General features: G+C 73.6%; 22 protein-coding genes. 12 read left to right on the top strand and 10 right to left on the bottom strand.

Annotated elements, in window-relative coordinates; genetic code table 11:
* Positions 1 to 23: 23 nt before the first annotated feature.
* The 6 genes from LEL83_RS04865 to LEL83_RS04840 form a co-directional block, all read right to left on the bottom strand.
* Entirely contained in the window at positions 24 to 1,433 is a 1,410-nt protein-coding gene (locus tag LEL83_RS04865) for a PfkB family carbohydrate kinase (RefSeq protein ID WP_225557972.1), read from the bottom strand.
* Positions 1,430 to 2,053 carry a D-sedoheptulose-7-phosphate isomerase gene (locus LEL83_RS04860; RefSeq protein ID WP_198658536.1) on the bottom strand — a complete coding sequence of 208 codons (624 nt, stop codon included), beginning with the start codon at positions 2,051 to 2,053 and terminating at the stop codon, positions 1,430 to 1,432. Before LEL83_RS04860 ends, LEL83_RS04865 begins: the two co-directional genes overlap by 4 nt.
* Positions 2,050 to 3,375 carry a glycosyltransferase gene (locus LEL83_RS04855; protein ID WP_225557971.1) on the bottom strand — a complete coding sequence of 442 codons (1,326 nt, stop codon included), beginning with the start codon at positions 3,373 to 3,375 and terminating at the stop codon, positions 2,050 to 2,052. Before LEL83_RS04855 ends, LEL83_RS04860 begins: the two co-directional genes overlap by 4 nt.
* On the bottom strand, positions 3,372 to 4,373 hold the full coding sequence (locus LEL83_RS04850; protein WP_225557970.1) for a glycosyltransferase: 1,002 nt from the start codon (positions 4,371 to 4,373) through the stop codon (positions 3,372 to 3,374). The genes LEL83_RS04855 and LEL83_RS04850 overlap by 4 nt, the downstream gene beginning before the upstream one ends.
* A gap of 79 nt (positions 4,374 to 4,452) precedes the next feature.
* On the bottom strand, positions 4,453 to 5,529 hold the full coding sequence (locus LEL83_RS04845) for a glycosyltransferase family 9 protein (RefSeq protein ID WP_225557969.1): 1,077 nt from the start codon (positions 5,527 to 5,529) through the stop codon (positions 4,453 to 4,455).
* Complete coding sequence (locus LEL83_RS04840) at positions 5,526 to 6,083, bottom strand: D-glycero-alpha-D-manno-heptose-1,7-bisphosphate 7-phosphatase (protein ID WP_198658540.1); 558 nt, start codon at positions 6,081 to 6,083, stop codon at positions 5,526 to 5,528. Before LEL83_RS04840 ends, LEL83_RS04845 begins: the two co-directional genes overlap by 4 nt.
* A 100-nt stretch (positions 6,084 to 6,183) precedes the next feature.
* Here LEL83_RS04840 and LEL83_RS04835 point away from each other — a divergent pair, with 100 nt between their 5' ends.
* From LEL83_RS04835 to LEL83_RS04815, 5 genes are all read left to right on the top strand, one after another.
* Positions 6,184 to 7,167, top strand: coding sequence for a glycosyltransferase family 9 protein (locus LEL83_RS04835; RefSeq protein ID WP_225557968.1), 984 nt, complete (start codon positions 6,184 to 6,186; stop codon positions 7,165 to 7,167).
* Between the two features lie 49 nt (positions 7,168 to 7,216).
* A complete protein-coding gene (locus LEL83_RS04830; RefSeq protein WP_198658541.1) occupies positions 7,217 to 7,573 on the top strand; it encodes a PRC-barrel domain-containing protein in 357 nt (118 codons plus the stop codon).
* A 92-nt stretch (positions 7,574 to 7,665) separates the two neighbouring features.
* Positions 7,666 to 8,703, top strand: coding sequence for an SGNH/GDSL hydrolase family protein (locus LEL83_RS04825; RefSeq protein ID WP_225557967.1), 1,038 nt, complete (start codon positions 7,666 to 7,668; stop codon positions 8,701 to 8,703).
* 127 nt (positions 8,704 to 8,830) lie between these two features.
* Complete coding sequence (locus tag LEL83_RS04820) at positions 8,831 to 9,298, top strand: NUDIX hydrolase (RefSeq protein WP_225557966.1); 468 nt, start codon at positions 8,831 to 8,833, stop codon at positions 9,296 to 9,298.
* 117 nt (positions 9,299 to 9,415) lie between these two features.
* On the top strand, positions 9,416 to 11,557 hold the full coding sequence (locus LEL83_RS04815; RefSeq protein WP_225557965.1) for a carboxypeptidase-like regulatory domain-containing protein: 2,142 nt from the start codon (positions 9,416 to 9,418) through the stop codon (positions 11,555 to 11,557).
* 237 nt (positions 11,558 to 11,794) lie between these two features.
* Here the strand turns inward: LEL83_RS04815 and LEL83_RS04810 are convergent, their stop codons facing one another.
* Both LEL83_RS04810 and LEL83_RS04805 read right to left on the bottom strand, forming a co-directional pair.
* Positions 11,795 to 13,153, bottom strand: a complete 1,359-nt coding sequence (locus LEL83_RS04810; RefSeq protein WP_198658543.1) for an MFS transporter — start codon at positions 13,151 to 13,153, stop codon at positions 11,795 to 11,797.
* A gap of 227 nt (positions 13,154 to 13,380) precedes the next feature.
* Complete coding sequence (locus LEL83_RS04805; RefSeq protein WP_225557964.1) at positions 13,381 to 13,941, bottom strand: hypothetical protein; 561 nt, start codon at positions 13,939 to 13,941, stop codon at positions 13,381 to 13,383.
* Between the two features lie 504 nt (positions 13,942 to 14,445).
* Between LEL83_RS04805 and LEL83_RS04800 the strand changes: the two genes are divergently transcribed.
* Positions 14,446 to 14,667, top strand: coding sequence for a hypothetical protein (locus LEL83_RS04800; RefSeq protein ID WP_225557963.1), 222 nt, complete (start codon positions 14,446 to 14,448; stop codon positions 14,665 to 14,667).
* Position 14,668: 1 nt separating this feature from the next.
* On the opposite strand, the gene LEL83_RS04795 is transcribed toward LEL83_RS04800, so the two are convergent.
* Both LEL83_RS04795 and LEL83_RS04790 read right to left on the bottom strand, forming a co-directional pair.
* Entirely contained in the window at positions 14,669 to 15,412 is a 744-nt protein-coding gene (locus tag LEL83_RS04795; RefSeq protein ID WP_225557962.1) for a YidC/Oxa1 family membrane protein insertase, read from the bottom strand.
* 61 nt (positions 15,413 to 15,473) lie between these two features.
* Complete coding sequence (locus LEL83_RS04790; protein ID WP_225557961.1) at positions 15,474 to 15,767, bottom strand: DUF6412 domain-containing protein; 294 nt, start codon at positions 15,765 to 15,767, stop codon at positions 15,474 to 15,476.
* Between the two features lie 66 nt (positions 15,768 to 15,833).
* Here LEL83_RS04790 and ybaK point away from each other — a divergent pair, with 66 nt between their 5' ends.
* From ybaK to LEL83_RS04760, 6 genes are all read left to right on the top strand, one after another.
* Positions 15,834 to 16,319 (top strand): Cys-tRNA(Pro) deacylase, encoded by a 486-nt coding sequence (ybaK, locus tag LEL83_RS04785; RefSeq protein ID WP_198658548.1) that lies wholly within the window; start codon positions 15,834 to 15,836, stop codon positions 16,317 to 16,319.
* A gap of 96 nt (positions 16,320 to 16,415) precedes the next feature.
* Positions 16,416 to 19,019, top strand: coding sequence for an ATP-dependent Clp protease ATP-binding subunit (locus LEL83_RS04780; RefSeq protein WP_225557960.1), 2,604 nt, complete (start codon positions 16,416 to 16,418; stop codon positions 19,017 to 19,019).
* A gap of 609 nt (positions 19,020 to 19,628) precedes the next feature.
* Positions 19,629 to 19,862 (top strand): hypothetical protein, encoded by a 234-nt coding sequence (locus tag LEL83_RS04775; RefSeq protein ID WP_225557959.1) that lies wholly within the window; start codon positions 19,629 to 19,631, stop codon positions 19,860 to 19,862.
* Between the two features lie 127 nt (positions 19,863 to 19,989).
* Complete coding sequence (locus LEL83_RS04770) at positions 19,990 to 20,532, top strand: adenine phosphoribosyltransferase (RefSeq protein ID WP_198658551.1); 543 nt, start codon at positions 19,990 to 19,992, stop codon at positions 20,530 to 20,532.
* 54 nt (positions 20,533 to 20,586) lie between these two features.
* On the top strand, positions 20,587 to 22,608 hold the full coding sequence (thrS, locus tag LEL83_RS04765; RefSeq protein ID WP_372454435.1) for a threonine--tRNA ligase: 2,022 nt from the start codon (positions 20,587 to 20,589) through the stop codon (positions 22,606 to 22,608).
* Positions 22,608 to 23,177, top strand: a complete 570-nt coding sequence (locus LEL83_RS04760) for an HIT family protein (RefSeq protein ID WP_225557958.1) — start codon at positions 22,608 to 22,610, stop codon at positions 23,175 to 23,177. Before thrS ends, LEL83_RS04760 begins: the two co-directional genes overlap by 1 nt.
* Positions 23,178 to 23,188 lie beyond the last annotated feature (11 nt).

Below are 23,188 nucleotides of genomic sequence, written 5' to 3'. Positions count from 1 at the left end.
TCGGGACGACGGGCGTCGCCGGGTCAGCCGACCTGTTCGAGGGCCGCGGCGAGGCGGGTGGTGGAGCGTCCCGGGTGGAACGGCACGGTCACGACGCGACCGCCCCACTCCGCCAGGGTCGCCGTCTCCGGCAGCTCGCTCGCGGTGTAGTCGCCGCCCTTCGCCCAGACGTCCGGGCGGAAGCGGCGCAGGGCCTCGTCGGGGGTCGACTCGTCGAACACGACCACGGCGTCGACGCAGTCGAGTGCGAGGAGCAGCTCGACCCGGTCGTCCTGGGTCATGATCGGCCGGTCGGGGCCCTTCAGGCCGCGCACCGACGAGTCCGAGTTGAGGCACACGACCAGGCAGTCGCCGAGCGCGCGGGCGGCGGACAGGGTGCGGGCGTGCCCGGCGTGCAGCAGGTCGAAGCACCCGCCGGTGGCGACGACGGTGCCGCCGGCGCTCCGGACGTCGTGCACCAGGCGCATCGCGTCGCGGTCCGAGCCCGGGACCGCCAGCGGGGCGGGCCCGTCGTCGGCGAAGAGCGCGGTGACGCCCCCGGCCGCCAGGTACTCGGACGCCGCGACCACCCCGGCCGACACGGCGTCGGGGACGTCCGCTCCGGCTGCCAGGGCGACGGCGACACCGGCGGCGAGCCGGTCACCGGCACCGCAGGGGTCCCCGGCGCTGACGGACGGCGCCGGCACGAAGCGGCTGTCGCCCTGCGTGTCGGCGAGCAGCGCGCCGCGGTCGCCCATGGTGACGGCGACGGCACCGGCCTGCCATTGCTCGACGAGCCGTGCGGCGGCCTCGGTGGCGAAGGGCACACCGTGCCCCGCCACGTCGGTGAAGCGTCGCGCCTCGGCGGCGTTGGGGGTCGCGACCGCGATCCCCGCCACCGGGGCGGCGCCCTTGGGGTGCGGGTCCCAGACCACCGGGACGCGCTCGGCGACCCGGGTCAGGGCGTCCCGCAGCGCGGGTGACGCGGCGACGCCCCGGCCGTAGTCTGCGACGACGACCGCGTCGACGTCGTCGAGCGCGGCGAGCATGGCGTCGGTGGCCTCGGGGACGGGCGGGGTCGCGCAGCCCTCGTCGATGCGGACGAGGGCGTGGTCGACGACGCGTACGCGGGTCTTCACCGGGGTCGGCGCACCGGAGGGCCCGGCGACGACGGTGACGTCGGGCAGCAGGTCGCGGATCTCCTGCGCTCGTCCGTCGTCGCTCAGCACGGTGACCAGGGTGACGTCGTGGCCGTCGCGGGTGAGCATGGTCGCCACGAGTCCGGCGCCGCCGGCGCGGCGGTCGTCGGTGTCGACGTCGACCACGGGCACCGGGGCGTCGGGGCTCAGGCGTTCACTCGTGCCGGAGACGTCCACGTCGAGCAGGGTGTCGCCGACGACGGCGATGCGGAAGCGCGGCGAGGCGGCGCGGCCGGCACCGGTGGACGCGCTCACCGGCGGACCCCGCGTCGGAGCGTCGGTTCCATGGCCTTGCACAGCGCGTGCACCAGGACGAGCTGCGCTTCCTGCACGTTGGCGGAGGGGCCGTCGATGCAGATCGCGTCGTCGACGGCCTCGGCGAGGGGGTTCGGCCGGGGACCGGTCATCGCGATGGAGCGGGCGCCGACCGCGCGGGCAGCCTCCGCCGCGCGGAGCAGGTTCGGGCTCTTGCCGCTGGTCGACAGCAGCACGACGACGTCACCGGCGCGGGCGTGCGCCGACACCTGCCGGGCGAAGACCTGGTCGTACCCGTAGTCGTTGCCGATGGCCGTGACCGCCGAGGACTCCGCGTGCAGCGAGATGGCCGAGTACGCGGGCCGGTCGCCGTCGAAGCGTCCCGTCAGCTCGGACGTCAGGTGCTGCGCCTCGGCCGCCGAACCGCCGTTGCCCGCGGCGAGCAGCCGGCGCCCGGCCACCAGGCGTGCGGCGATGTCGTCGGCCCACTCGGCGATGTGGTCCTTGTGGTCGACGAGCGAGGCGATCACGGGGACCGACGCGGCGACGTGGTCGACGACGACGCGGGCGCTCTCCGTGGAGGCGCGCTCCTCGAGTCCGGTCTGCTGGTCGATGGTCATCGTGCGGTCCTCTCCGTCGGGTGTGCGGCGCGGGCGACGCGACCGGCGTTGGTGGGGCGCGAGCGGCCGGCGGCCGGTGCGCTGGCCGCGGTGGACGACGCGCCGGCGAGCAGGCGTTCGTAGACCCGCTCGCTGTCCGCGGCGACCTTCTGCCACGTGTAGCGCGACTCGGCGCGCTCCCGTCCGGCGCGACCGTAGGCCTCGCGGCGGTCGGGGTCGTCGAGCAGGGCACCGACGGCGGCGGCGACCGCGGCCTCGTCGCGCGGCGGCACGTGCAGGCCGGTCGCGTCCTCGACCACCGTGTCGATGAGGCCGCCGACGCTCGAGGCGACCACGGGGCGACCGCAGGCCATCGCCTCGAGCGGCACGATGCCGAAGGGCTCGTACCAGGGGGCGCACACGACGACGTCGGCGCTGCGGTAGACGGCGGGCATGTCGTGCTGCCCGAGCTGCCCGCGGAACGACACGTGGTCGCGGACGCCGAGCGAGCGTGCGAGTGCGTCGAGCCGCTGGTACTCGGGGTCGTCGACCAGGTCGGCACCGGCCACACCGGCACCCCCGACGACGACGAGTTCGACGTCGCGGCCCTGCTCGACGAGCGCGGCGAGTGCGGCGATGGTCGTCCCCACGCCCTTGCGCTGCACGAGTCGCGACGCGGTGAGCACCCGGAGCGGTCGGTCCCGCTCCTCGACGGGGCCGTCCGGACGGAAGAGCGAGACGTCGACGCCGCACGGCACCACCGAGATGGCGTGCAGCGGGACGCCGAGGGCCTTGAGCTCGAAGGCCTCGTCGGAGCAGGTGGCGACGACCTGGTCGACGCTGCGGCCGACCGCCGGCTCGATCCACTCGCGCTCGGCGGGGCTCGTGTCCGCGGAGCCCTGGTGGCGACGCTTCACGACGCCGAGGGCGTGGAAGGTCTGCACGACGGGGATCCGGACGCCACCGGTGCGGGCCTGCACCTGCGCCACGGCCTCGAGTGCTGCGTGGCCGGACATCCAGAAGTGCGCGTGCACGACGTCGGGGCGCTCGATGAACCACTCGGCGGCGAGCACCGCGGCGAACGTGCCCATGTACGGGAACAGGTCGTCCTTCGGCACCGAGCGCGCCGGGCCCGCGTCGACGTGCACGACGTCGACACCCGGTCGCAGGGGCACGCGGACCGGCTGCGCGGCGTCGTCGCGGCGCGTGTACACGGTGACGTGGTGGCCGCGGTCGGCCAGGGCGCCGGACAGCTCGGCCACGTGGACGTTCTGTCCTCCGGCGTCGACTCCACCGAGCACCGCGAGCGGGCTCGCGTGCTCGGACACCATCGCGATCCTCATCGCAGGCTCCCTTCGAACGCGGCTCCCGCCGCCCGGTCCCGTCGCGCACCGCGCGTGACGGCGTCGTCGAGCAGGTCGTCCCAGTCCGCCAGGAAGCGGCCGAGCGCGTGCCGCGCGAGGACGGCCTCCCGTGCCACCGCGCCCCGTCGGCGCGCCTCGTCGGGGTCCTCGAGCAACAGCCTGGAGGCCCGCACCAGCTCCTCGACGTCCGTCGCGATCGCGCCGGCCTCGGCGGGCACGGTGCGCGCGGCGTCGGTCGTGGCGAGCACGAGCACCGGCATCGCCATGTGCATCGACTCGATGAGCGACAGTCCGAGCGAGGTCCAGCGGTTCGGGTGCACGTAGGCACGCCGTTCGGCGAGCGCCGCGTGCATCGGGTCCGACTGCACGTCGCCCTGCGCGACGACGCGGTCGCCGAAGCCGAGCTCCGGCAGCCGTTCGGTGCCGATGCCCCAGACGTCGACCGGTGCGACCTCGGCGAAGCGGGGGAGCAGGTCGGTGCCGACGACACGGTTGCGACGGACGGGCTCGTTGATCACGACGCCCAGGCGGTCGAGCGTGCCGGTGTACAGGGGGCCGGGGTCGACGACGCCGTGCTCGACGACGGTGGTCCGGGCGCTGCCGCAGTCCCACATGAGGGCGTTCCAGTGCGTCACGTGCGCGATGGTCAGGTCGTCGCGGTCGCGCATCGGGTGCAGGCTGTTCGGCACGTCGACCCGGGGGGCGTTGTGCTCGACGAACACCATCGGGACCTCGCGACCACCGAGCAGTCGGCGGGCCTCCTCGAGTTCCTCGGTGCGCTGCAGGACGACGACGTCGACCTCGGCCTCGGCGACGTCCGCCGGGTCGATCTCGACGGCGTTCTCCGGCCAGGCGCGCCCGCCGCGACCGAGTCCCCAGGCGTCGCGCGCCGGGGTGGTCGGGATGAGGTACTCGTGGGGGCCGCGGACGAAGGCGTCCATCCAGCCGCCGTGCACGTGCCACACGAGGATCCGCATGCAGGGCCTTCCGGTCGGGGTCGGTTCGGGGTGCTCCGAGGTGCAGGAGGAGGAGCAGGAGGAGAAGCAGTGGCGCACGCTACGCACGGCCTTCTGGGGAGTCGCGCAGACTTCCCCCGATCATCCGCTCAGCGCGGTGCAGCAGGCGGTCGTGGGCCTGCAGGACGTCCTCGACGCCCACACCGGACAGGCAGGGGTGCCCGGCCACGGGGCACTCGCGGGCGCGGCTCAGTCGGCACGGTGCCGACTGGTCGCCGAGCAGTTCGACGAGCGGGGCGTACGGCGCCCACTTCACCGCGGGGACGACGGGCGAGAACAGGCTGACGATCGGCGCGCCGACGGCGGCGGCGAGGTGGGCCGGGCCGGTGTTGCCGACGACCACCACCTCGGCGCGGGCGAGCACGGCGGCGAGGCCGGCCGGGCTGGTGCGGCCACCGAGGTCGATGCCGGTGTCCCCGGCCACCGACGCGGTCAGCGCGCGTTCCCCGGGAGAGCCGGTGACGACGACGGGCACCCCGCGCTCGGCGTACGCCGCGACGAGGGCGCGGTGGTGGGACTCCGGCCAGGACCGTGCGGGGACGCTGGCACCCGGGTGCACGACCACGTAGCGGTCGAGCGCGGCCACGGACGGTGGCAGGTCGTCGTCGTGCCGCACCACGAGCCTCCCGTCGTCCCCGGCCGGCAGCCGGAACCCGGCCGCCTCGGCGATGCGCAGCGCGCGTTCCGGTTCGGGGAGGTCCTCGGGCAGGTCCTCGCCGGGCCGCAGGCGCACGTCGAGCAGCGAGCCGGGGTGGTCGACGGACGCGCCGGAGACCCGGGGGACGCCGGCCAGGCGGAGCAGGAGCGCCAGGGGGAGCGGCGACTGGTGGAACGAGGTCAGCACGACCGCCTCGTCCGGGCGTTCCTCGGCGACCAGGGCCCGGAACTCCTCGAGCACGGCGTCGTCGAGCGGACGTGCCGTCTCGGTGACCCACGGTGCCGCCCAGACGCGCACGCGGTCGACGCCGGGCAGCAGGTCGGCCGCGGGGGCGCCCTGCGGTCCGCACAGCATGGTGACGTGCGACGCGCCGGCGGCGACGGCTCGGACCGCCGGCCCGGCGACCAGGACGTCGCCGAACGAGTCGAGGCGGGCGACGAGGACGCGGGGGCCGGTCACGCGCGGTCAGCCGGTGCGCCGGTCCGCTGCAGGACGAGGTCGACGGCCTCGGCGAGGTCCGTCGCGACGGTCTCGGCGGCGTCGACCTCCTCGACGCGGGTCCGCTGCGTCGGGACGAGGATGCCCTGCGCGCCGGCGTTCCGTGCGGCCTGCACGTCTGCGCCGATGTCGCCGACCACCACGACCGACTCCGGCGGGATGCCGAGCCGCTCGGCGGCCTCGAGCACCATCCCCGGCCGCGGCTTGCGGCAGGCGCAGTCGTCACCGGCGTCGTGGGGGCAGACGCACCAGACGTCGAACGGTCCGACGAGTTCGTCGACCCGGGCGTTGGTGGCGTCGACCTGCTCGCGGGTCGCCATGCCCTTCGCGATCACCGACTGGTTCGTCACGACACCGAGCCGGAGTCCGGCGGCCCGTGCCCGCTCCACGGCGCGGGCGGCCCCGGGGACGGGCACCACGAGGTGCGGGTCGGCGTTGTAGGGGACGTCGACCACGATGGTGTCGTCGCGGTCGAGGAGCAGGCCGCGGATGACGCGGTCCGGAGCGAGGGCCATGCGTCCATGCCTACCGGTGCGCGGCACGGCGTGCCCGCGCACCGTCCGCGGAACGCGTTCTCCGTGCCGCCCACCAGCGTGTCGGGTCTACGGTCGGCGCGTGACCGCCCTCGAGAGCATGCCCCCGTCGGACGGACGCCCGGAACTGGTCGTCCTCCGCGCCATCAAGCTCGGTGACCTGCTCGTCGCCGTCCCCGCCCTGCACGCGCTGCGTCGCGCGTTCCCCGACCACCGGATCACCCTGGCCACGACCGCGTGGCTCGCCCCCGTCGTCGAGCTGGTCCCCGCGGTGGACGTCCACCTCGCGCAGCACGGTCTGGACCACCCGATCGGCGTGCCGGCCGGTTCGGTCGACGTCGCGGTCAACCTGCACGGTGCCGGCCCCGAGTCGTCCGACCTCGTGGCCGCCCTCCGCCCGCGCCGGGTCATCGGACACGCCGACCCCACCCACGGGTACGAGGGTCCCGAGTGGCCGCACGACGTGCACGAGCGCGACCGGTGGGCCGACCTGCTCACCTGGCACGGCATCGACGCCGACGCGACCGAGGTCGCGATCGACCGTCCGGTCGCCCCGCCCGTCGTCGACGGCGCGGCCGTCGTGCACGTCGGCGCCTTCCACGGCGCCCGGCACTGGCCGACCGACCGCTTCGCCGACGTGGTGCGCGGCCTGCGCGAGCGCGGTCTCGACGTCGTCCTGACGGGAGGCGCGGACGACGTCGTGCGCGCACGTGCGGTCGCCGACGCTACCGGCCTGGCGCCGGAGGCGGTCCTCGCCGGCACCCTGGACCTGCAGGCGTTCGCCGCGGTCATCGCCGCGGCGCGGCTCGTGGTGACGGTCGACACCGGTGCGGCACACCTGGCGACCGCCTACGGCGTGCCCTCCGTCGTGCTGTTCGGCCCGGCACCGCCCGAGGCGTGGGGGCCGCCCGCGACCGGTCCGCACATCGTGCTCACCGATGCCTCGGTCCGGCGCGGGGACGTCTTCGCCGAGGACCCGGACCCGGCGATCCTGGCCGTCTCCGCCGACGACGTGCTGGCCGCCGTCGACGAGCTCGCGGTGAGCGCTCAGGGTGGCGGGCGGTAGCGTCGAGCGCGAGCACCCGGACCTGCCGGACGCTCGGAGGGAGCCCTTCGTGTTCGAAGCCACGAACATCCGCGACTGGATCGGCCTGCCGGTCGTCGACGAGGCCGACGACAAGGTCGGCACGCTCGAGAGCATCTACTACGACACCGCGACGTCGGACCCCGCCTTCGGCGCCCTGACCACCGGGATGGTCGGCTTCCAGAAGCTCGTCTTCGTGCCGCTGTTCGGCGCGACGGTCGCCCCGAAGCACCTGCGGGTGACGTACGCGAAGAAGCTCGTGAAGGACGCGCCGTCGATCCCGACCGACGGCGAGCTCGACGCGGCCACCGAGCCCGAGCTGTTCCAGCACTACGGGCTGGAGTACCGCACCGGCAGCGGCGGCGAGCGCCGACTCGGACGCCGCTGACCGCGACCGACCCGCACGACCCGACCGACCACGTCCCACCCGCCCGGAGGCCGCAACTGCTCCGCACCGCCCGTCGGACACTGACCGTCGCCGTGGCCGCACTCGGTGTCGCCGGCCTGCTCGTCTCGGGGGCCGTCGTCCCCGGCACGGCGCCGGCGGCGTCGGCGGCGCCGATGTGGCCGGTGCCCGAGCCGTACCCGGTACCGACCGACCCGCCGGAGCGCCTCGCCGACCTGCCGCCCGGCAGCGAGTACGTCGCCCTCGGCGACTCCTACTCCGCCGGCTACGGCCTGCCCACGCCGACGCGTCTGCCGACGAACGCGTGTGCCCAGTCGGCGCGCGACTACCCGCACCGGCTGGCGGCGCGGTTCGGGTTCGCGCTGACCGACGTCACGTGCGCCGGTGCCACGAGCGAGGACGTCACGACGCGCAACCAGTTCGCGGGGGTCCCGCCGCAGATCGAGTCGCTGTCGCCGAGCACCCGTCTGGTGACCCTGACGATCGGCGGCAACGACGCCGACCTGTTCGGCACCGCCGCGTCGTGCCTGGCGATCTCCGCCCAGGGGCCGGTGTTCTCCGGCCGTGACGCGCCGTCGTGCGAGAGCAGTCTCGTGCGGGACGGCGAGGACCAGCTCCGCGCGAAGATCCAGTCGCGGGTGGCCCTCGGTGTCGCCGACACCCTGGCGGCGGTGCGCCGGGCGGCGCCGAACGCGGTCGTCGTGTTCCTCGGGTACCCGGCGATCTTCCCGGACGCTGAGCACACCCCGGCGACGGGGTGCTTCCGGTCCGCGCTCGACCTCGGCACGCTCGCCGGCTCGTTCCCGTCGGACACCTTCCCCTTCACCGACGCCGACGTCGAGTACCTGCACGGGGTGCAGGAGGAGCTCGACGCGGTCTCGGCCTCGGCAGCCGACGCCGCGGGGGTGCGGTTCGTCGACGTGCTCGCCGACACCGCCGACCACTCGGCGTGCGCCGCCGCCGACGAGCGGTACGTCGCCGGCGTCAGCCTGACCGGCACGGGCGATCTGCGACGGATCGACCTCGAGGCCGGCGCGCTGCACCCGAACGGCCGCGGTGTCGCGTACCTGACCGACCGGGTGGCGAGGGCGATCGGCGCGCCCGCGGGCTGACGCGCAGCGTGCCGGACCGGTGTGCAGCCGGAGGGGTACGCAGCCGGACCAACAGCGGACGCGAGCCGAGCGACGGCGGTGATCCGGGCCTCCCGGCCGTCCGCTCGGTAGTGTCGCGAGCGTGGTCGTGAGCGCCGGACTGTTGCTGCACCGGACCGGACCGTCCGGTCCCGAGGTCTTCGTGGCCCACATGGGCGGGCCGTTCTGGCGGAACCGGCCGCGCGCCTGGACGATCCCCAAGGGGCTCGTCGAGGACGGCGAGGACCCGGTGGCGACCGCGCTGCGCGAGTTCGCCGAGGAGATCGGCGTGCCGGCCCCGGTCAGCGGCACGGACGTCGTCGACCTGGGGGAGTTCCGGCAGGCGTCGGGCAAGCGCGTGCAGGTGCTCGCCGCGGCGGCACCCGGCTTCGCGGTCGACGTGGTGCGGAGCAACTCCGTGCTGCTCGAGCTGCCGCGCGGGTCGGGGCGCACGGTCGAGGTGCCCGAGGTCGACGACGCGCGGTGGGTGCCGGTGGCTGAGGCGCGGACGCTGCTCGTCGCCGGGCAGGTGGCGGCCGTCGACGCGCTCCTGCTGACGCTCGGCCGGGACGACTGATCCGTCCGGTCGTCCGGGGACCTGTGTCACGATCTGGTCTCGCCCGGACGGCGGCCCGGGGCCGTGGATAGCCTGACCGGGTGTCGAGCGGGTCGGCGCCACCACCAGGGAGCACACATGCGGCGTCGCCACGCGGTCTCGGCCGGCCTCACGGCCCTCGCACTCGGAGCGGGGCTCGCGATCGGTGGCGCGACGAGCGCCTCCGCCGAACCGCAGGGCAACTGGGGCACCTTCACGCTGAGCGGATCGAGTCGTGCCTACACCGGCACGATGACGCTCGCGGGGTTCCCCGAGACGACGTTCACGTCGAACTCGCGCCAGTCGTCCGTGGTCAGTGGGGCGTCGACCTGGCAGTCGGCGAGCACCCCGGTGGGCGCCGCCGGCTTCGGGTCGAGCCGCGGGCAGACCTACCTGAACCAGCGGCCGCTCGCCGACAACACGACGAGCCCGTCGGTGACCACGTACACGTTCGCCGAGCCGACACCCGGAGCACGCTCCTGGGCGTTCGTGCTCGGTGACGTCGACGCCGACCAGGCCACGGTGACGGCGACGGGCGCGAACGGCCAGCCGGTCAGTGCAGCGGGTCTCGGGTTCAACGGCCGGGACGGCGGCACGGTCGGCTACAACTCCTGCTCGGCGGCGGTCGACGGCGGGTGGTCGTGCAGCAGGGACCCCGACGGCACCGTGGGCCAGGACGTCCCGACGTGGACCGCGAACACGGACCCCGACCAGGGCGGCGGCACGCTCGTCGGCAACGCCGGCGCGTCGGACACCGCCGGTGCGTCGGCCTGGTTCAGCCCGACGGTGTCACTCCGGACCCTCACCATCACCTCCCAGCAGCGCAGCGGCTTCCCCGTGCACCAGACGTGGTTCGCGTCGAAGACCGCGGCGATCAGCGGCGTCGCGACCCTGGACGGCACCGCGGTCCCCGGGGCGGTCGTCACCGCCACGGCCCCGCGCGGCGTCGTGTACTCGACGACGACGGACGAGGACGGCCGGTACGCGTTCCCGGCGCTGCCGCAGATCAACGACTACGTCGTCCGCATCGCCACCCCGACCGGGGCCATCGACCCGGACGGCACCGACGACGGCGTGTCCGCGGTGACCGGGGTGTCCCTCAACCGTGCCGACGGTGGCAACGACCGGTCGAACGTCGACTTCGACTTCACCGCTCCGGACGACTCGGTGTCGATCATCGGCGTGGTCGAGGACGGCGCCGGCAACCCGGTCTCGAGCATCCCCGTCGTGATCGACGTCCCCGGCGGGGAGCCCGTCGAGACGACGACGAACAGCGACGGTGTGTACACGGTGTCCGACCTGCCCGAGGGCACCGCGGTCGACGTGACGGTCGGCGGGGACGACACGCCCACGACGATCACCACCGGCGACCTCGGCGCCGGCCCCGAACTCCAGGAACCGATCACCGCCCCGGCGGCGGTCGTGGCCACCGTGACGGGCGTCGTGTCCGTCGACGGCGAGCCCGTCCCGGCCGGGCGGGTCGTGCAGCTGCTCGATGACGACGACGCCACGGTGGTCGCTGAGACCACGACCGACGCGGACGGCCGCTACACCTTCGCCACGGCGGCCGGCACGTTCTCCGTGCACACCGACCGACCGACGCCGGGTGCCACCGGTGCCACGACGAACTCCGACATCGCGGCGGTGGCCGGGGGTCGCGTGGTCTCCGACCTGTCCTTCGCCTCGCCTGCACAGGCAGTCGTCGTGACGAGTTCCCAGCCCGGCACCGTCGTCGACACCGACGGCGAGCCGGTCGCCGACGTCACGGTCACGGCGACCCCGACCGACGGCGCGGCCGGTGCGGTCGTGACGACCACGACCGACGACGGAGGCGCCTTCGACCTGCCCGGACTGCAGCCCACGACCGAGTACACGATCGCGGTCGACGTCGAGGGTGCCGAGTCCGTCGTCGTCGTCACCCCCGAGGACGGCGCCGCGACCCCGCTCGCGTTCGTGGTGCCGGCTGCCGCCGGACCTGGCCCCGCCCCGGAGCAGAGCTCGCCTGCCGAGCCCGGGCCGAGCGGGCCGTCGAGCCCGGCCGTCCCGGTCGCGGGCGGCGGTCCGGACGGCGCACCGGCGGCGGGTTCCGGTGCACAGGACGACCAGGGCCCGTTGGCCTACACCGGGGCCGACCTGGTGCCGGGGCTCATCGCGGCCGGGGCCTTCGTGCTGGTCGGTGCGGCGTTGCTGACCTACCGTGCCGTCCGGAACCGTCGGCGCACGGGGCACCTGCAGGACTGAGCCGCGCGGGGCTGCGCTCCGCCTCGGTCGTGCGACACGCCGCGCCGCGTGCGTCCCGTCGAGGTCGCACGACACGCCGCATGCGTCCCGTCGAGGTCGCACGAGACGTCGGCCGAACTCGTCGGCAGCGACAGTTCGTGCAACCTCAGCGCCCTGCCGACGACGTGTCGTGCAACCTCGCCGACCGGGCTGCGGCGTGGCATGCGACCCGTGCCTCTCGGCAGAACCGCCCCGGCGCTACCGCGTGCGCGGCTGCCGCACCGACCCCGTGGCGACGCCGATCGACCCGGTGACCGTCTGGATCGCCCGGCCGACCACGGGCACCGACGTGGTGACCACCGCGAGCGACGACGTGATGGCCTCGAGCGACGACGTCGACAGGTGCTCCTGGCCGTGCGCGTGCACCGGGAACCCGCGGCGCGCCAGCACGACGACCCCGAGCGACCCGACCAGCACCGCGGCACCGGCCAGCGGCAGGTACTGCAGCCCGACGATGCCCAGGGCCTGCCCGCCGAGGGCCGCGCCCCCGGCGATCCCGATGTTCGACGCGCCGTTGACCAGGGCACCGGCGATGTCGGGGGAGACGCCTCCGGCCCGGATCGCAGCAGCCATGAAGAGCGTGCCCGTCGTGCCGTTCGCCGCCATCCACACCCCGGCCACGACCATGGTGCCGAGCAGCGAACCGTGCACGAACGGCATCGCGGCGAACGCGACGACCATCGTGCCGACCGCGACGACGAGCGTCTGCCGCGGAGCGCGGTCGACGAACATGCCGGCGAGCCAGAGTCCGACGACCCCGGTACCGCCGAGCACGAGCAGGGCCCCGCTGACCATGCCGGCGTCGAGCCCGGCGTCGATCGCGTACGGGCCGATGTAGGTGTAGACGACGTAGTGCCCGGCGAAGAGCAGGCCGTCGGCGACCACGACCGCGAGCAGGCCGGTCCGCGCCCACGACCGCGGGGAACCGATGTGCGGGGAGGTGGCGCCGTGCACGGCGGGCAGGAACAGCAGTGCGACGACGGCGAGCACGGCGGCCGCGACCGCGACGGAGAACACGGCGGGGCGCCAGCCGATGTGCTGCGCGACCCAGGTGGCGAGGGGCACGCCGAGCACGAAGCCGAGCGAACTGCCGGAGTACACGAACGCGATCGCCCGACCGGCCAACCGCGGCGGCACGATCCGGGTCGCGTACGCCGAGGCCACCGAGAAGAACAGGGCGTGGGCGACGCCACCGACGACCCGGCCGGCGCAGACGACGGCGAACGACGGCGCGAGCGCGATCATCACGTTCGACACGGTGTAGCCGACGAGCGTCGACACGAGCACGGTCTTGCGCGGCAGCTTCGCGGTGAACGCGGTGAGCGGCAGGGCGAGCAAGGCCACGGCGGCGGCGTACACCGTGATGACGATGCCCATGGTCGCCTCGGTGACGCCGAGGTCGGCGCTCATCGTGCCGAGCAGCCCGACGGGCATGAGCTCGGTGGTGATGGCGAAGAACGTCGCCAGACCGAGCACGGCGATGCCGACGACGGACTGGCTGGTGACGGTGATCGGCCGCGTGTGGGTCGACACGGCCGAGGTGGTGTTGGTGGACACGCTGCTGACCTCCTCCGGGGCACGGTGGAGCGCGCGACGATGCCGATCGGGTGAACGGCGATGACCGGGGGGTCTGCGGGGCGCGCTCGCGGGCGGGTGTGGATGATGTGGGTACGACTCCACGACGAGTGCGCGCAACCAGTGTTGCACGGTCGAACAGCGTCACGCGAGGGGGTCCGGCCAACTTTTCGGAGCGCTCCAACGAACTCCCAGGTCAGCGGCGGACCTCAGTACCCGTTCGTCACCCGGCCCTGTACCCCGCCCCCGCGCAGGTCGATCGTCAGGGTCCCGCTCCTCGACTGCGCCGACATCGACACCGATCCGTGCAGGGCCGCATCGCGCGGGAAGCACGCCGACGAGGACTCGATCCGGTCCGCCGTCGCCACCAGGCAGATCGTCGACCGGTCCGTCCCGACGCCGGCCCACACGTTCCAGGGCGTCTCGGCGGTCCCGCCGTCGAGCGCGCGGTTCGAGAAGACGATCCGCGTGGTGTGCAGGCTCACCGGGGCGGCCACCGGTCCGGGCAGCTGGTCGGCGTAGGTCTGCGGCGCGTCGAGCAGCTGCTCGAGCGTGACCGTCCCCGCGGTCGGCGTGATGCTGGGCGCCGCGGCGACGTCCGGCCGGGCGGTGCCCACGACGGTGCCGACCGCGAAGGCGACGCCCACCGCGGCCACCGCACCGGCCACCGCCCAGGCGCGTGGCCGCCGGGTCCAGAGCAGCGTGCGCCAGCGGGACGGTCGCGTCGGTCCGGCCGGGAGGCCCGGTGCGCGCCCGTCGTCATCGCTCACGGCGCCGGCGTGGTCACCCGTGTCCCCATCGGCGGCGTCGGCAGCGTCGGCGGTGTGTCCGGCGTCGTGCTCGACGGTGGTCCCCGCACGGCTCGGAGGCGTGCCCCCGGTCCCGTCCTCGGTACGGCGCCGGGCGCCGCCCTCCGCGCCGCGTCGCGCGCCGGTCCCCGCCGGAATCGCCCCGTGCTCGGGACGCGACCCCGTCGGGGACGATGGCGACGTGCGGACCGGATCCGGGCCTCCCGTCCGACCGCCGCGACCACCGGACGCACCGAGCACCCGTGAGCGCCGACCGCTGTCCAGGTCCTGCAACGCGATCCGGGCGCGCGCGGCGTCCGCGGGGCTCGAACCCGATCCCCAGGCCACGGCCTCCAGCCGTTCCCGTTCCGCTGCCACGTCGTCGTGGGCCATGCGCACTCCCGCTCTGCCGGTCGGGTGGACTGGTCCATCGTGGCACCGCGTCGCCGTCCGCGCGCACCCAGAACGAGGGAGTAGGCGTGGTGCATGAGCAGCGAACCCGGCCCCGTGCCCGAGCCCGACGCCGACCAGGAGCCCATCGGCCCACTGAGCCACGACACGCAGTCGGGCGAGGCCGACTACGTCGCCACGAGCCCCGGTGGTTCCTTCACCGAGAGCCACGTCCCGACCGCCGACGAGGAACAGGGCCGCGGCACCGAGTACGACCCGGTCGACCAGGGCCCGCAGCAGGAGGGCCAGGGCGGCTGAGCTACCGGAGCACCCGTCGCAGCACGGCCCGCTCGCCGAGGGTCCAGAGGGCACTCGTCACGATGTACAGGGCGGCCGCGAGGGGTGCGATCGCCGCGAACACGACCGTCAGGAACGGCGCGACCCGACCCACGCCGGCGGCGACGGCAGCACCGGGCACCTCGGCGCCGGCCTCGGGCGCCGCCACCGGGTTCCAGTGGGCGTTCGCGCGGCGGCTCTGCTCCACCACGAGGGCGAGGACCACCAGCAGCAGGACCACCACCCAGGCGTGCGTCCAGAGCGGCGAGGTCAGGGTGACGACGAGCGAGTGTCCGAGTGGGACACCCACCAGGGTCGCGTCGAGCAGGGCGTTCGCGGTGCCGCCGATCCACGGGTGCGTGAACAGGGCGTAGACGAGCGACAGCACCGGGGCCTGGGCGAGGACGGGCAGGCAACCGGCCAGTGGCGAGACCCGCTCGTCGGTGTACAGCTGCTGCACCGCGCGCTGCAGTCGTTCGGTGTCGTGGCCGTACCGCCTGCGCAGCGCCGCGAGCTGCGGTGCCAGACGTCGTCGGTCTCGTTCGGCCCGCACCTGCAGCACGGACAGCGGGACGAGCACGAGCCGGACGGCCAGGGTGAGGAGCACGACGGCGATCGCCGCGGCGAACGGTCCGGCGACGGGGGAGAGCGCCGCGGTGAGGGCGGCGACGAGGTCCGCGCCGCCGTGCAGCAGCGGGCCGACGAGGGGCAGGGTGGACAGGTCCATGACGGTTCCGATCGGTGGTGGGTCAACGGGGTGCGCGAGCGGCCCGGCCACCGGTCGGTGGTCAGGCCGGGGTCGCGACCCCCGGTGCCCGAGAGCGGACGTGTCCGTCGGCGTCCGGGTGGCTCCACCCGATCCTGGTGACCAGGTCGGGCACCGCCGAGCGCTCCGACACGGATGCCGGTCCGACCCCCAGGACGGCCGCCAGCACCGCGACGAGCAGCCGGGCGACGACGACGGTCACGGCGACCGCGGTCAGTCCGAGTGCCGCCGCGGCCAGCAGGGGCAGCACCCCGGCGGCCGGGTCGCCGAGCACCAGCGCGGCGGTGGCGCGGAGCAGCAGCAGGACGGCGGTCATGGTCCGTTCAGCGTAACGCCCGCGTGCCGTCGAGGACCGGGAGGTGCGGCGGGGGAGGATCACGGCATGACCGCAGGTTCGCCGAGCACCCCAGCGACCGTCGCGCTCGAGGCGGCCGGGGTCCCGTACACGCCGCACGTGTACGAGCACCACGAGAGCGCCACCAACTTCGGAGAAGAGGCGGCCGCCGCCCTCGGGCTGCGCGAGGAGCAGGTCTTCAAGACCCTCGTCGTCTCCGTCGACGGCACCCTCGCCGTCGCGATCGTGCCCGTGGCGAACCGGCTGGACCTCAAGGCCATCGCCGCCGCGGTCGGGGGCAAGAAGGCGACGCTGGCCGATCCCGCCCTCGCCGAGAAGCGCACCGGGTACGTCGTCGGCGGGATCAGCCCGGTCGGGCAGAAGACGCCACTACGGACGGTCATCGACGAGTCGGCCCTGTCGTACGCGAGCATCTTCGTCTCCGGCGGGCGCCGCGGCTTCGACATCGAGGTCGCCCCGACCGACCTCGCACGGATCACCGACGCGGTCGCTGCACCCATCGCGCGGACCTGAGTCGGGTCGCCGCAAGTTTCTTCCGGACCCGGGAATGACCCGGGCCCTCCTGCGTTGCATTGAGTCGAAGGCACTCAAGTTCCCCAGGAGGTCCCTTTGCCAGCAACGTTCGGCCCGACCGGTGGCAACGACTCGTTCGACGAGTTCCTCGCCCGCCTGCTCGCGGCACAGCGCACCGGTGACCAGCAGCGCGTCCGTGCGTTCGGTCGACCGGTCGACATCACCCGGCTGCTCAGCCGCCGGACCCACGAGCTGCTCCAGCACACCGCCGAGTACGCGGTCGCGCAGGGGCAGCGCGAGATCGACGCCCTGCACATCCTGCACGTGCTCGTCCGCACCGAGCCGTTCGACGCCGTCGTGCGCTCCGCCGGGGTCGACCCCCGGCGACTCGCCGAGGAGATCGAGCAGCGCCTGCCGGTGGCGCACGAGCCGCTGGCCGAGCAGACCGGCCGCCCGGCGCTGACCGGCACCGCCCAGCGCATCCTCGTCGAGGCGACGCAGGCCGCGCGGGGCTTCGGCAGCACCTACACCGACCCCGAGCACGTCTTCTTCGCGCTCGTGATGGACCAGGAGACCGTGACCGGTCAGCTGCTCGCCAGCGCCGGGATCACCCCGCAGGTCATGCAGGACTACGCGGCACAGGCTGCCGCCGCCGCGAGGGAGGGGCGCCCCGCGCCCGGGACACCCGAAGCCGTCGGCACCGACCAGGCCACCGACAGCGGCACCCCGACGCTCGACCAGTTCGGCACCGACCTCACCGCCCGCGCCCGTGACGGGCACGTCGACCCGGTGATCGGCCGCGCCGACGAGATCGAGCAGACCGTCGAGATCCTGCTCCGTCGCACCAAGAACAACCCCGTGCTGATCGGTGAGCCCGGCGTCGGCAAGACCGCGATCGTCGAGGGCCTCGCCCAGCGCATCGTCGACGGTGACGTCCCCGCCCTGTTGCAGGGCAAGCGGGTCGTCGCGCTCGACCTGCCCGGCATGCTCGCCGGCACCCGCTACCGCGGCGACTTCGAGGAGCGCCTCACCACGGCGATGGACGAGATCGCGGCGCACGCCGACGAGCTCATCGTCTTCGTCGACGAGCTCCACACCGTCGTCGGCGCAGGCGGCGGCGGCGAGGGCGGCTCGATGGACGCCGGCAACATCCTCAAGCCCCGGCTCGCCCGCGGCGACCTGCACATGGTCGGCGCGACGACGCTCACCGAGTACCGCCGGATCGAGAAGGACGCCGCACTCGAGCGCCGCTTCCAGCCCGTCACGGTGGGGGAGCCGACCGTCGAGGACGCCGTCGCGATCCTGACCGGCCTCGCCCCGCGCTACGCGGAACACCACGGCGTCGTGTACACGCCCGAGGCGCTCCGCGCGGCCGTCGAGCTCTCGCACCGCTACGTGACCGACCGACACCTGCCGGACAAGGCCATCGACCTCGTCGACCAGGCCGGTGCACGCCGTCGCCTCGCCCTGTCGGGCGACGTCGACGTCGAGGCGCTCCGCACCCAGGTCGCCGACCTGACGGCCCGGAAGGACCGCGCGGTCGCCGAGGAGCACTACGAGGAAGCGTCCGACCTGCGCGACGAGATCGTCGGACTGGAGGCCCGGATCACCGCCGCCTCGTCGGCGGACGCCACCCGCGCCTCCGGTCCGGAGTCCGCGGACTCGTCGATCACGGAAGCCGACATCGCCGAGGTGGTGTCCCGCGCCACCGGCATCCCGGCGGCCCGTCTCGGGTCGGCAGACAAGACGCGGCTCGCCGCGCTCGAGTCCGAGCTGCACGAGCGCGTGGTCGGCCAGGACGACGCTGTCGTCGCGATCGCCAGGGCCGTCCGGCGCAGCCGGACCGGCATGGGCGACCCGCGTCGTCCGGTGGGCAGCTTCCTGTTCCTCGGCCCGACGGGCGTCGGCAAGACCGAACTCGCGAAGGCCCTCGCCGGCTCGCTGTTCGGCGACGAGTCCGCCATGGTCCGCTTCGACATGAGCGAGTTCGGGGAACGCCACACCGTGTCCCGCCTGGTCGGTGCCCCTCCCGGGTACGTCGGGTACGACGAGGCCGGGCAGCTCACCGAGCGCGTCCGCCGCAACCCGTACTCCGTCATCCTGCTCGACGAGGTCGAGAAGGCCCACCCGGACGTCTTCAACCTGCTCCTGCAGGTGCTCGACGACGGTCGGCTGACCGACGGCCAGGGGCGCACGGTCGACTTCCGCAACACGGTCGTCATCATGACGTCGAACCTCGGGTCGGAGTTCCTGGCCTCGCGGTCCGGAGCGCTCGGGTTCTCCGCGGCGGCCGACGGCGGCTACGGGGAGCAGGACCTGCGCAACCGGGTGATGGGCAAGGTGCGCGAGGCGATGCGGCCGGAGTTCATCAACCGCATCGACGAGGTCGTGCTGTTCCGCAAGCTCGATCCGACGCAGATCCGCTCGATCGTGTCGCTGCTGCTGCAGGACACGGCCCTCCGACTCGTCGCGCAGGACCTGCTGCTGTCGGTGTCGGACGCCGCGGTCGACTGGCTCGCCGAGCACGGGTACGAGCCGGAGTACGGTGCCCGCCCGCTCCGCCGACTCATCCAGCGCGAGGTCGACGACCGCATCGCGACCCTGGTGGTCGAGGACGGGGTCACCGCGGGTGACACCCTCCGGGTCGACGTCGTGGACGGCGAGCTGACGGCGTCCGTCGCAGACCACGCCACGGTGTAGTCCCGACGAACCGGGCGAGGCCCGGCACCCGATGGGTGCCGGGCCTTTCGGTGTGTTCAGGAGTGCAATTCCGGAGAATCTCGACGAATGGGGTTGCGCGGTGAATTGTCGTGCCGATAGTGTTCACTCGTCGCGAACGGTCGGGTATTCGACCAGGACGACTCCACCAGCTCGAGACCGAAAGGGGGCCGACCATGATGATCTTCGCAACCACTCCGTTCCGTGGGATCCGCGAGCGCGTCGGCACCCCGTTCCGCGTCCGCTGACCCGGGGCGTCCCACTCTCCTGACACCTGTGCCTCCGAGCACCGTGCGCTGCGCCGATCAGGCTCACTGATCCGGCTCGCGCAGGACCGGTCCGTCCGTCTGCCGAACGGCTCGTCGACACGTCGACGAATGCCGCTCGATCGTCGCGGACGTCGCCGGGAGAATGTCGATGGACAGTGCGACGCTCTCGGTGTCGACGTGCATTCCACGATGCGCCGTGCGGTCATTCCCGGGACCATCCGGGAGTGCATTCTCGCGCATTCATTTCCTGCTGCCCGCGACCCGGGCAGATCCGTCGTGCCCGCAACCCGGGCAGCTCTGCCGTGCCCTGAAGGGGAACACCGTGTCCACGAAGACCACCACCCGTCCACCCGATACCCGCGCGGTGCGCCGTCGGGTCTCGCTCACCGACCGCATCGCCCTCCGCGTCGGGGTGTCGCTCATCATCTGGAGTCGACGCACCCGGACCGTGCGACCGTCACTCGACCGCGCCACCGTGGCGCGTCTCGAGCGCGAGCGCCGGCAGCGCGAACTCGACTGGCTGACGCAGGTCGCCGCGCTGCGCATGTGGCGCTGAGCCGCCGGTCGTGCGTGGCGCTCGTCCTCGCGCTTGCTGGCCCGGCACCCGGCGGCCCCCGCCGCCGGGTGCCGTCCGCGCGTGCCGACGTGTCGGACGCGCCCCGGGCCTCCCGTACCGTTGACGGGTGACCGAAACCGCAGCTGCACTCGTCGAACGCCTGACCGCCCTCGTGCCGGACTTCCCGAAGCCGGGGGTGCTCTTCCGTGACGTGACGCCCGTGTTCTCGGACGCCGTCGCCTTCGGCCGCGTCTGCGAGGCACTCGCTGCGCCGTTCGCGATCGGCGCCGGGTTCGACGCCGTCGCCGGCATCGAGGCCCGCGGCTTCGCCCTGGCCGGCGGCATCGCCGCGCAGCACCAGGTCGGCGTGCTCACCGTCCGCAAGGCCGGCAAGCTGCCCGGCGAGGTGCTCAGCGAGCAGTACGCGTTGGAGTACGGCGAGGCCGAGCTCGAACTCCGGCCGGGTCAGCTGCCGGCGGGCACGCGGGTGCTCGTCGTCGACGACGTGCTGGCCACCGGCGGCACCGGCGCGGCCACGATCACCCTGCTCGAGCGGGCCGGGTACCAGGCGATCGGCTTCGCCGCCCTGCTCGAGCTCGACGGGCTGAACGGCCGCGAGCGACTCGAGCCCCGGCTGCCCGTCGCGACCCTCGGCGCCGTCCCCGCCTGAGCCCGCACCCGCACTAGTCTTGACGCACCATCCCGATCGAGGAGTCCCATCACCGTGACCGAGTCAGTCGCCCCCGCGCCCGCCGAGCTTCCCCTTGCACCCGAGCCCCGGACCGCGACGACGACCACGACGGGCACCGAGCTCTTCGACGGCGAGCGCGGCATCGTGGCGATCCGTGTCGACGGCGTCCTCAAGGACCTCGCCGCCGACGTGCAGGCCGGCGAGACCGCCGAGCCGGTGACCCTCGACGAGCAGGACGGGCTCGACATCCTGCGGCACTCCGCGGCACACGTGCTCGCGCAGGCCGTGCAGCAGATCAACCCGGACGCGAAGCTCGGCATCGGTCCGCCCGTCACCGACGGCTTCTACTACGACTTCGACGTCGCCGAGCCCTTCACCCCCGAGGACCTCAAGGCGATCGAGAAGGGCATGGACCGCATCGTCAAGCAGGCCCAGCGCTTCCGCCGCGTGGTCGTCACCGACGAGCAGGCGCGCGAACTCATGGCGGGGGAGCCCTACAAGCAGGAGCTCATCGGTCTCAAGGGCGCCGCGGACGCCGGTGACTCGGGCGAGAGCGTCGAGGTCGGCGCCGGCGAGCTGACAGTCTACGAGAACGTCGACCCGAAGTCGGGCGAGGTCGTCTGGCAGGACCTCTGCCGCGGTCCGCACGTCCCGCACACCCGTTGGATCGGCAACGCCGCCAAGCTCATGCGCGTCGCGGCGGCCTACTGGCGCGGCTCGGAGAAGAACCCGCAGCTGCAGCGCATCTACGGCACGGCCTGGCCCGACAAGGACCAGCTCAAGGCCTACCTCGTGCGCCTGGAGGAGGCCGCCAAGCGCGACCACCGCAAGCTCGGCGCCGAGCTCGACCTGTTCTCGTTCCCCGACGAGATCGGGTCCGGCCTGGCGATCTTCCACCCGAAGGGCGGCATCATCCGCCGCGAGATGGAGGACTACTCGCGCCGTCGGCACGAGCAGGAGGGCTACTCCTTCGTCTACACGCCGCACATCACCAAGGGCGACCTGTTCGAGCAGTCCGGGCACCTCGGCTGGTACAAGGACGGCATGTTCCCGGCCATGCACATGGACGAGGCACGCGACGAGGACGGCAACGTCACCCGCCAGGGCGCCGACTACTACCTCAAGCCGATGAACTGCCCGATGCACATCCTGGCGTACCGCTCGCAGGCCCGGTCGTACCGCGACCTGCCGCTGCGGATGTTCGAGTTCGGCACGGTGTACCGCAACGAGAAGTCCGGCGTCATCCACGGCCTGACGCGTGTGCGCGGCATGACCCAGGACGACGCGCACATCTTCACCACGCCCGAGAAGATGAAGGAGGAGCTGACCACGACGCTCGAGTTCGTGCTCTCGCTCCTGCGCGACTACGGCCTCGACGACTTCTACCTCGAGCTGTCGACGAAGGACCCGGAGAAGTACGTCGGTGACGACGACGTCTGGGAGGTCGCGACGAACACCCTGCGCGAGGTCGCCGAGGAGTCCGGGCTCGAGCTCGTGCCCGACCCGGCCGGTGCCGCGTTCTACGGCCCGAAGATCTCGGTGCAGGCGCGGGACGCGATCGGCCGCACGTGGCAGATGTCGACCGTGCAGCTCGACTTCAACCTGCCCGAGCGCTTCGGCCTGGAGTACGCGGCCGCCGACGGCACGCGTCAGCGCCCCGTCATGATCCACCGCGCCCTGTTCGGGTCGATCGAGCGGTTCTTCGGCGTCCTCACCGAGCACTACGCCGGTGCGTTCCCGGTCTGGCTGTCCCCGGTGCAGGTCGTCGCGATCCCGGTCGCGGCCGAGTACGGCGACTACCTCGACGAGGTCGTCGCGAAGCTCCGCAGCCACGGCGTCCGCGCCGAGGTCGACCACTCCGACGACCGCATGCAGAAGAAGATCCGCACGCACACCAAGGCGAAGGTCCCGTTCCAGCTCATCGCCGGCGGCGACGACCGCGACGCCGGAGCCGTCTCGTTCCGCTTCCGTGACGGGCGCCAGGACAACGCGGTGCCCGTGGACGAGGCCGTCGACCGGATCCTCACCGCGATCCGCGAGCGCGCGCAGGTCTGATGACCGACGAGCAGGACCCGCTGGTCATCCGGGACGCCGCCACCGCGGCGGCCGTCCCGGATGCCTTCCAGCGTCTGTGGAACCCGCACCGGATGGCGTACATCGATGCGGGTCGGCAGGGCGAGGGACGCGGGCACAAGGACGACTGCCCCTTCTGCGAGGCACCCCGGAAGTCCGACGAGGACGCCCTGGTCGTCGCCCGCGGTGCGCACGCCTACGTCCTGCTCAACCTGTACCCGTACAACAACGGCCACCTGCTGGTCTGCCCGTACCGGCACGTCCCGCTCTACGACGAGGCGACGCCGGAGGAGACCCGCGAGATCGGCGAGCTCACGCAGACCGCGATGCGCGTGCTGCGGCAGGTGTCGCACTGCGACGGCTTCAACATCGGCATGAACCAGGGCGAGGTCGCCGGGGCCGGCGTCGCCGCGCACCTGCACCAGCACATCGTGCCGCGGTGGCAGTCCGACGCCAACTTCTTCCCGATCATCGCGCGCACGAAGTCGATGTCGCAGATGCTCGACGAGACCCGGCGACTCATCGCCGACGGGTGGCCCGCGGCGCACTAGACTGGGCGGCA

It is taken from the genome of Curtobacterium oceanosedimentum (genome assembly GCF_020297365.1).
Taxonomy (GTDB): domain Bacteria; phylum Actinomycetota; class Actinomycetes; order Actinomycetales; family Microbacteriaceae; genus Curtobacterium.
The sequence above is the reverse complement of the archived record's forward strand: the minus strand, read 5'-3'. Positions and strand labels throughout refer to the sequence as shown.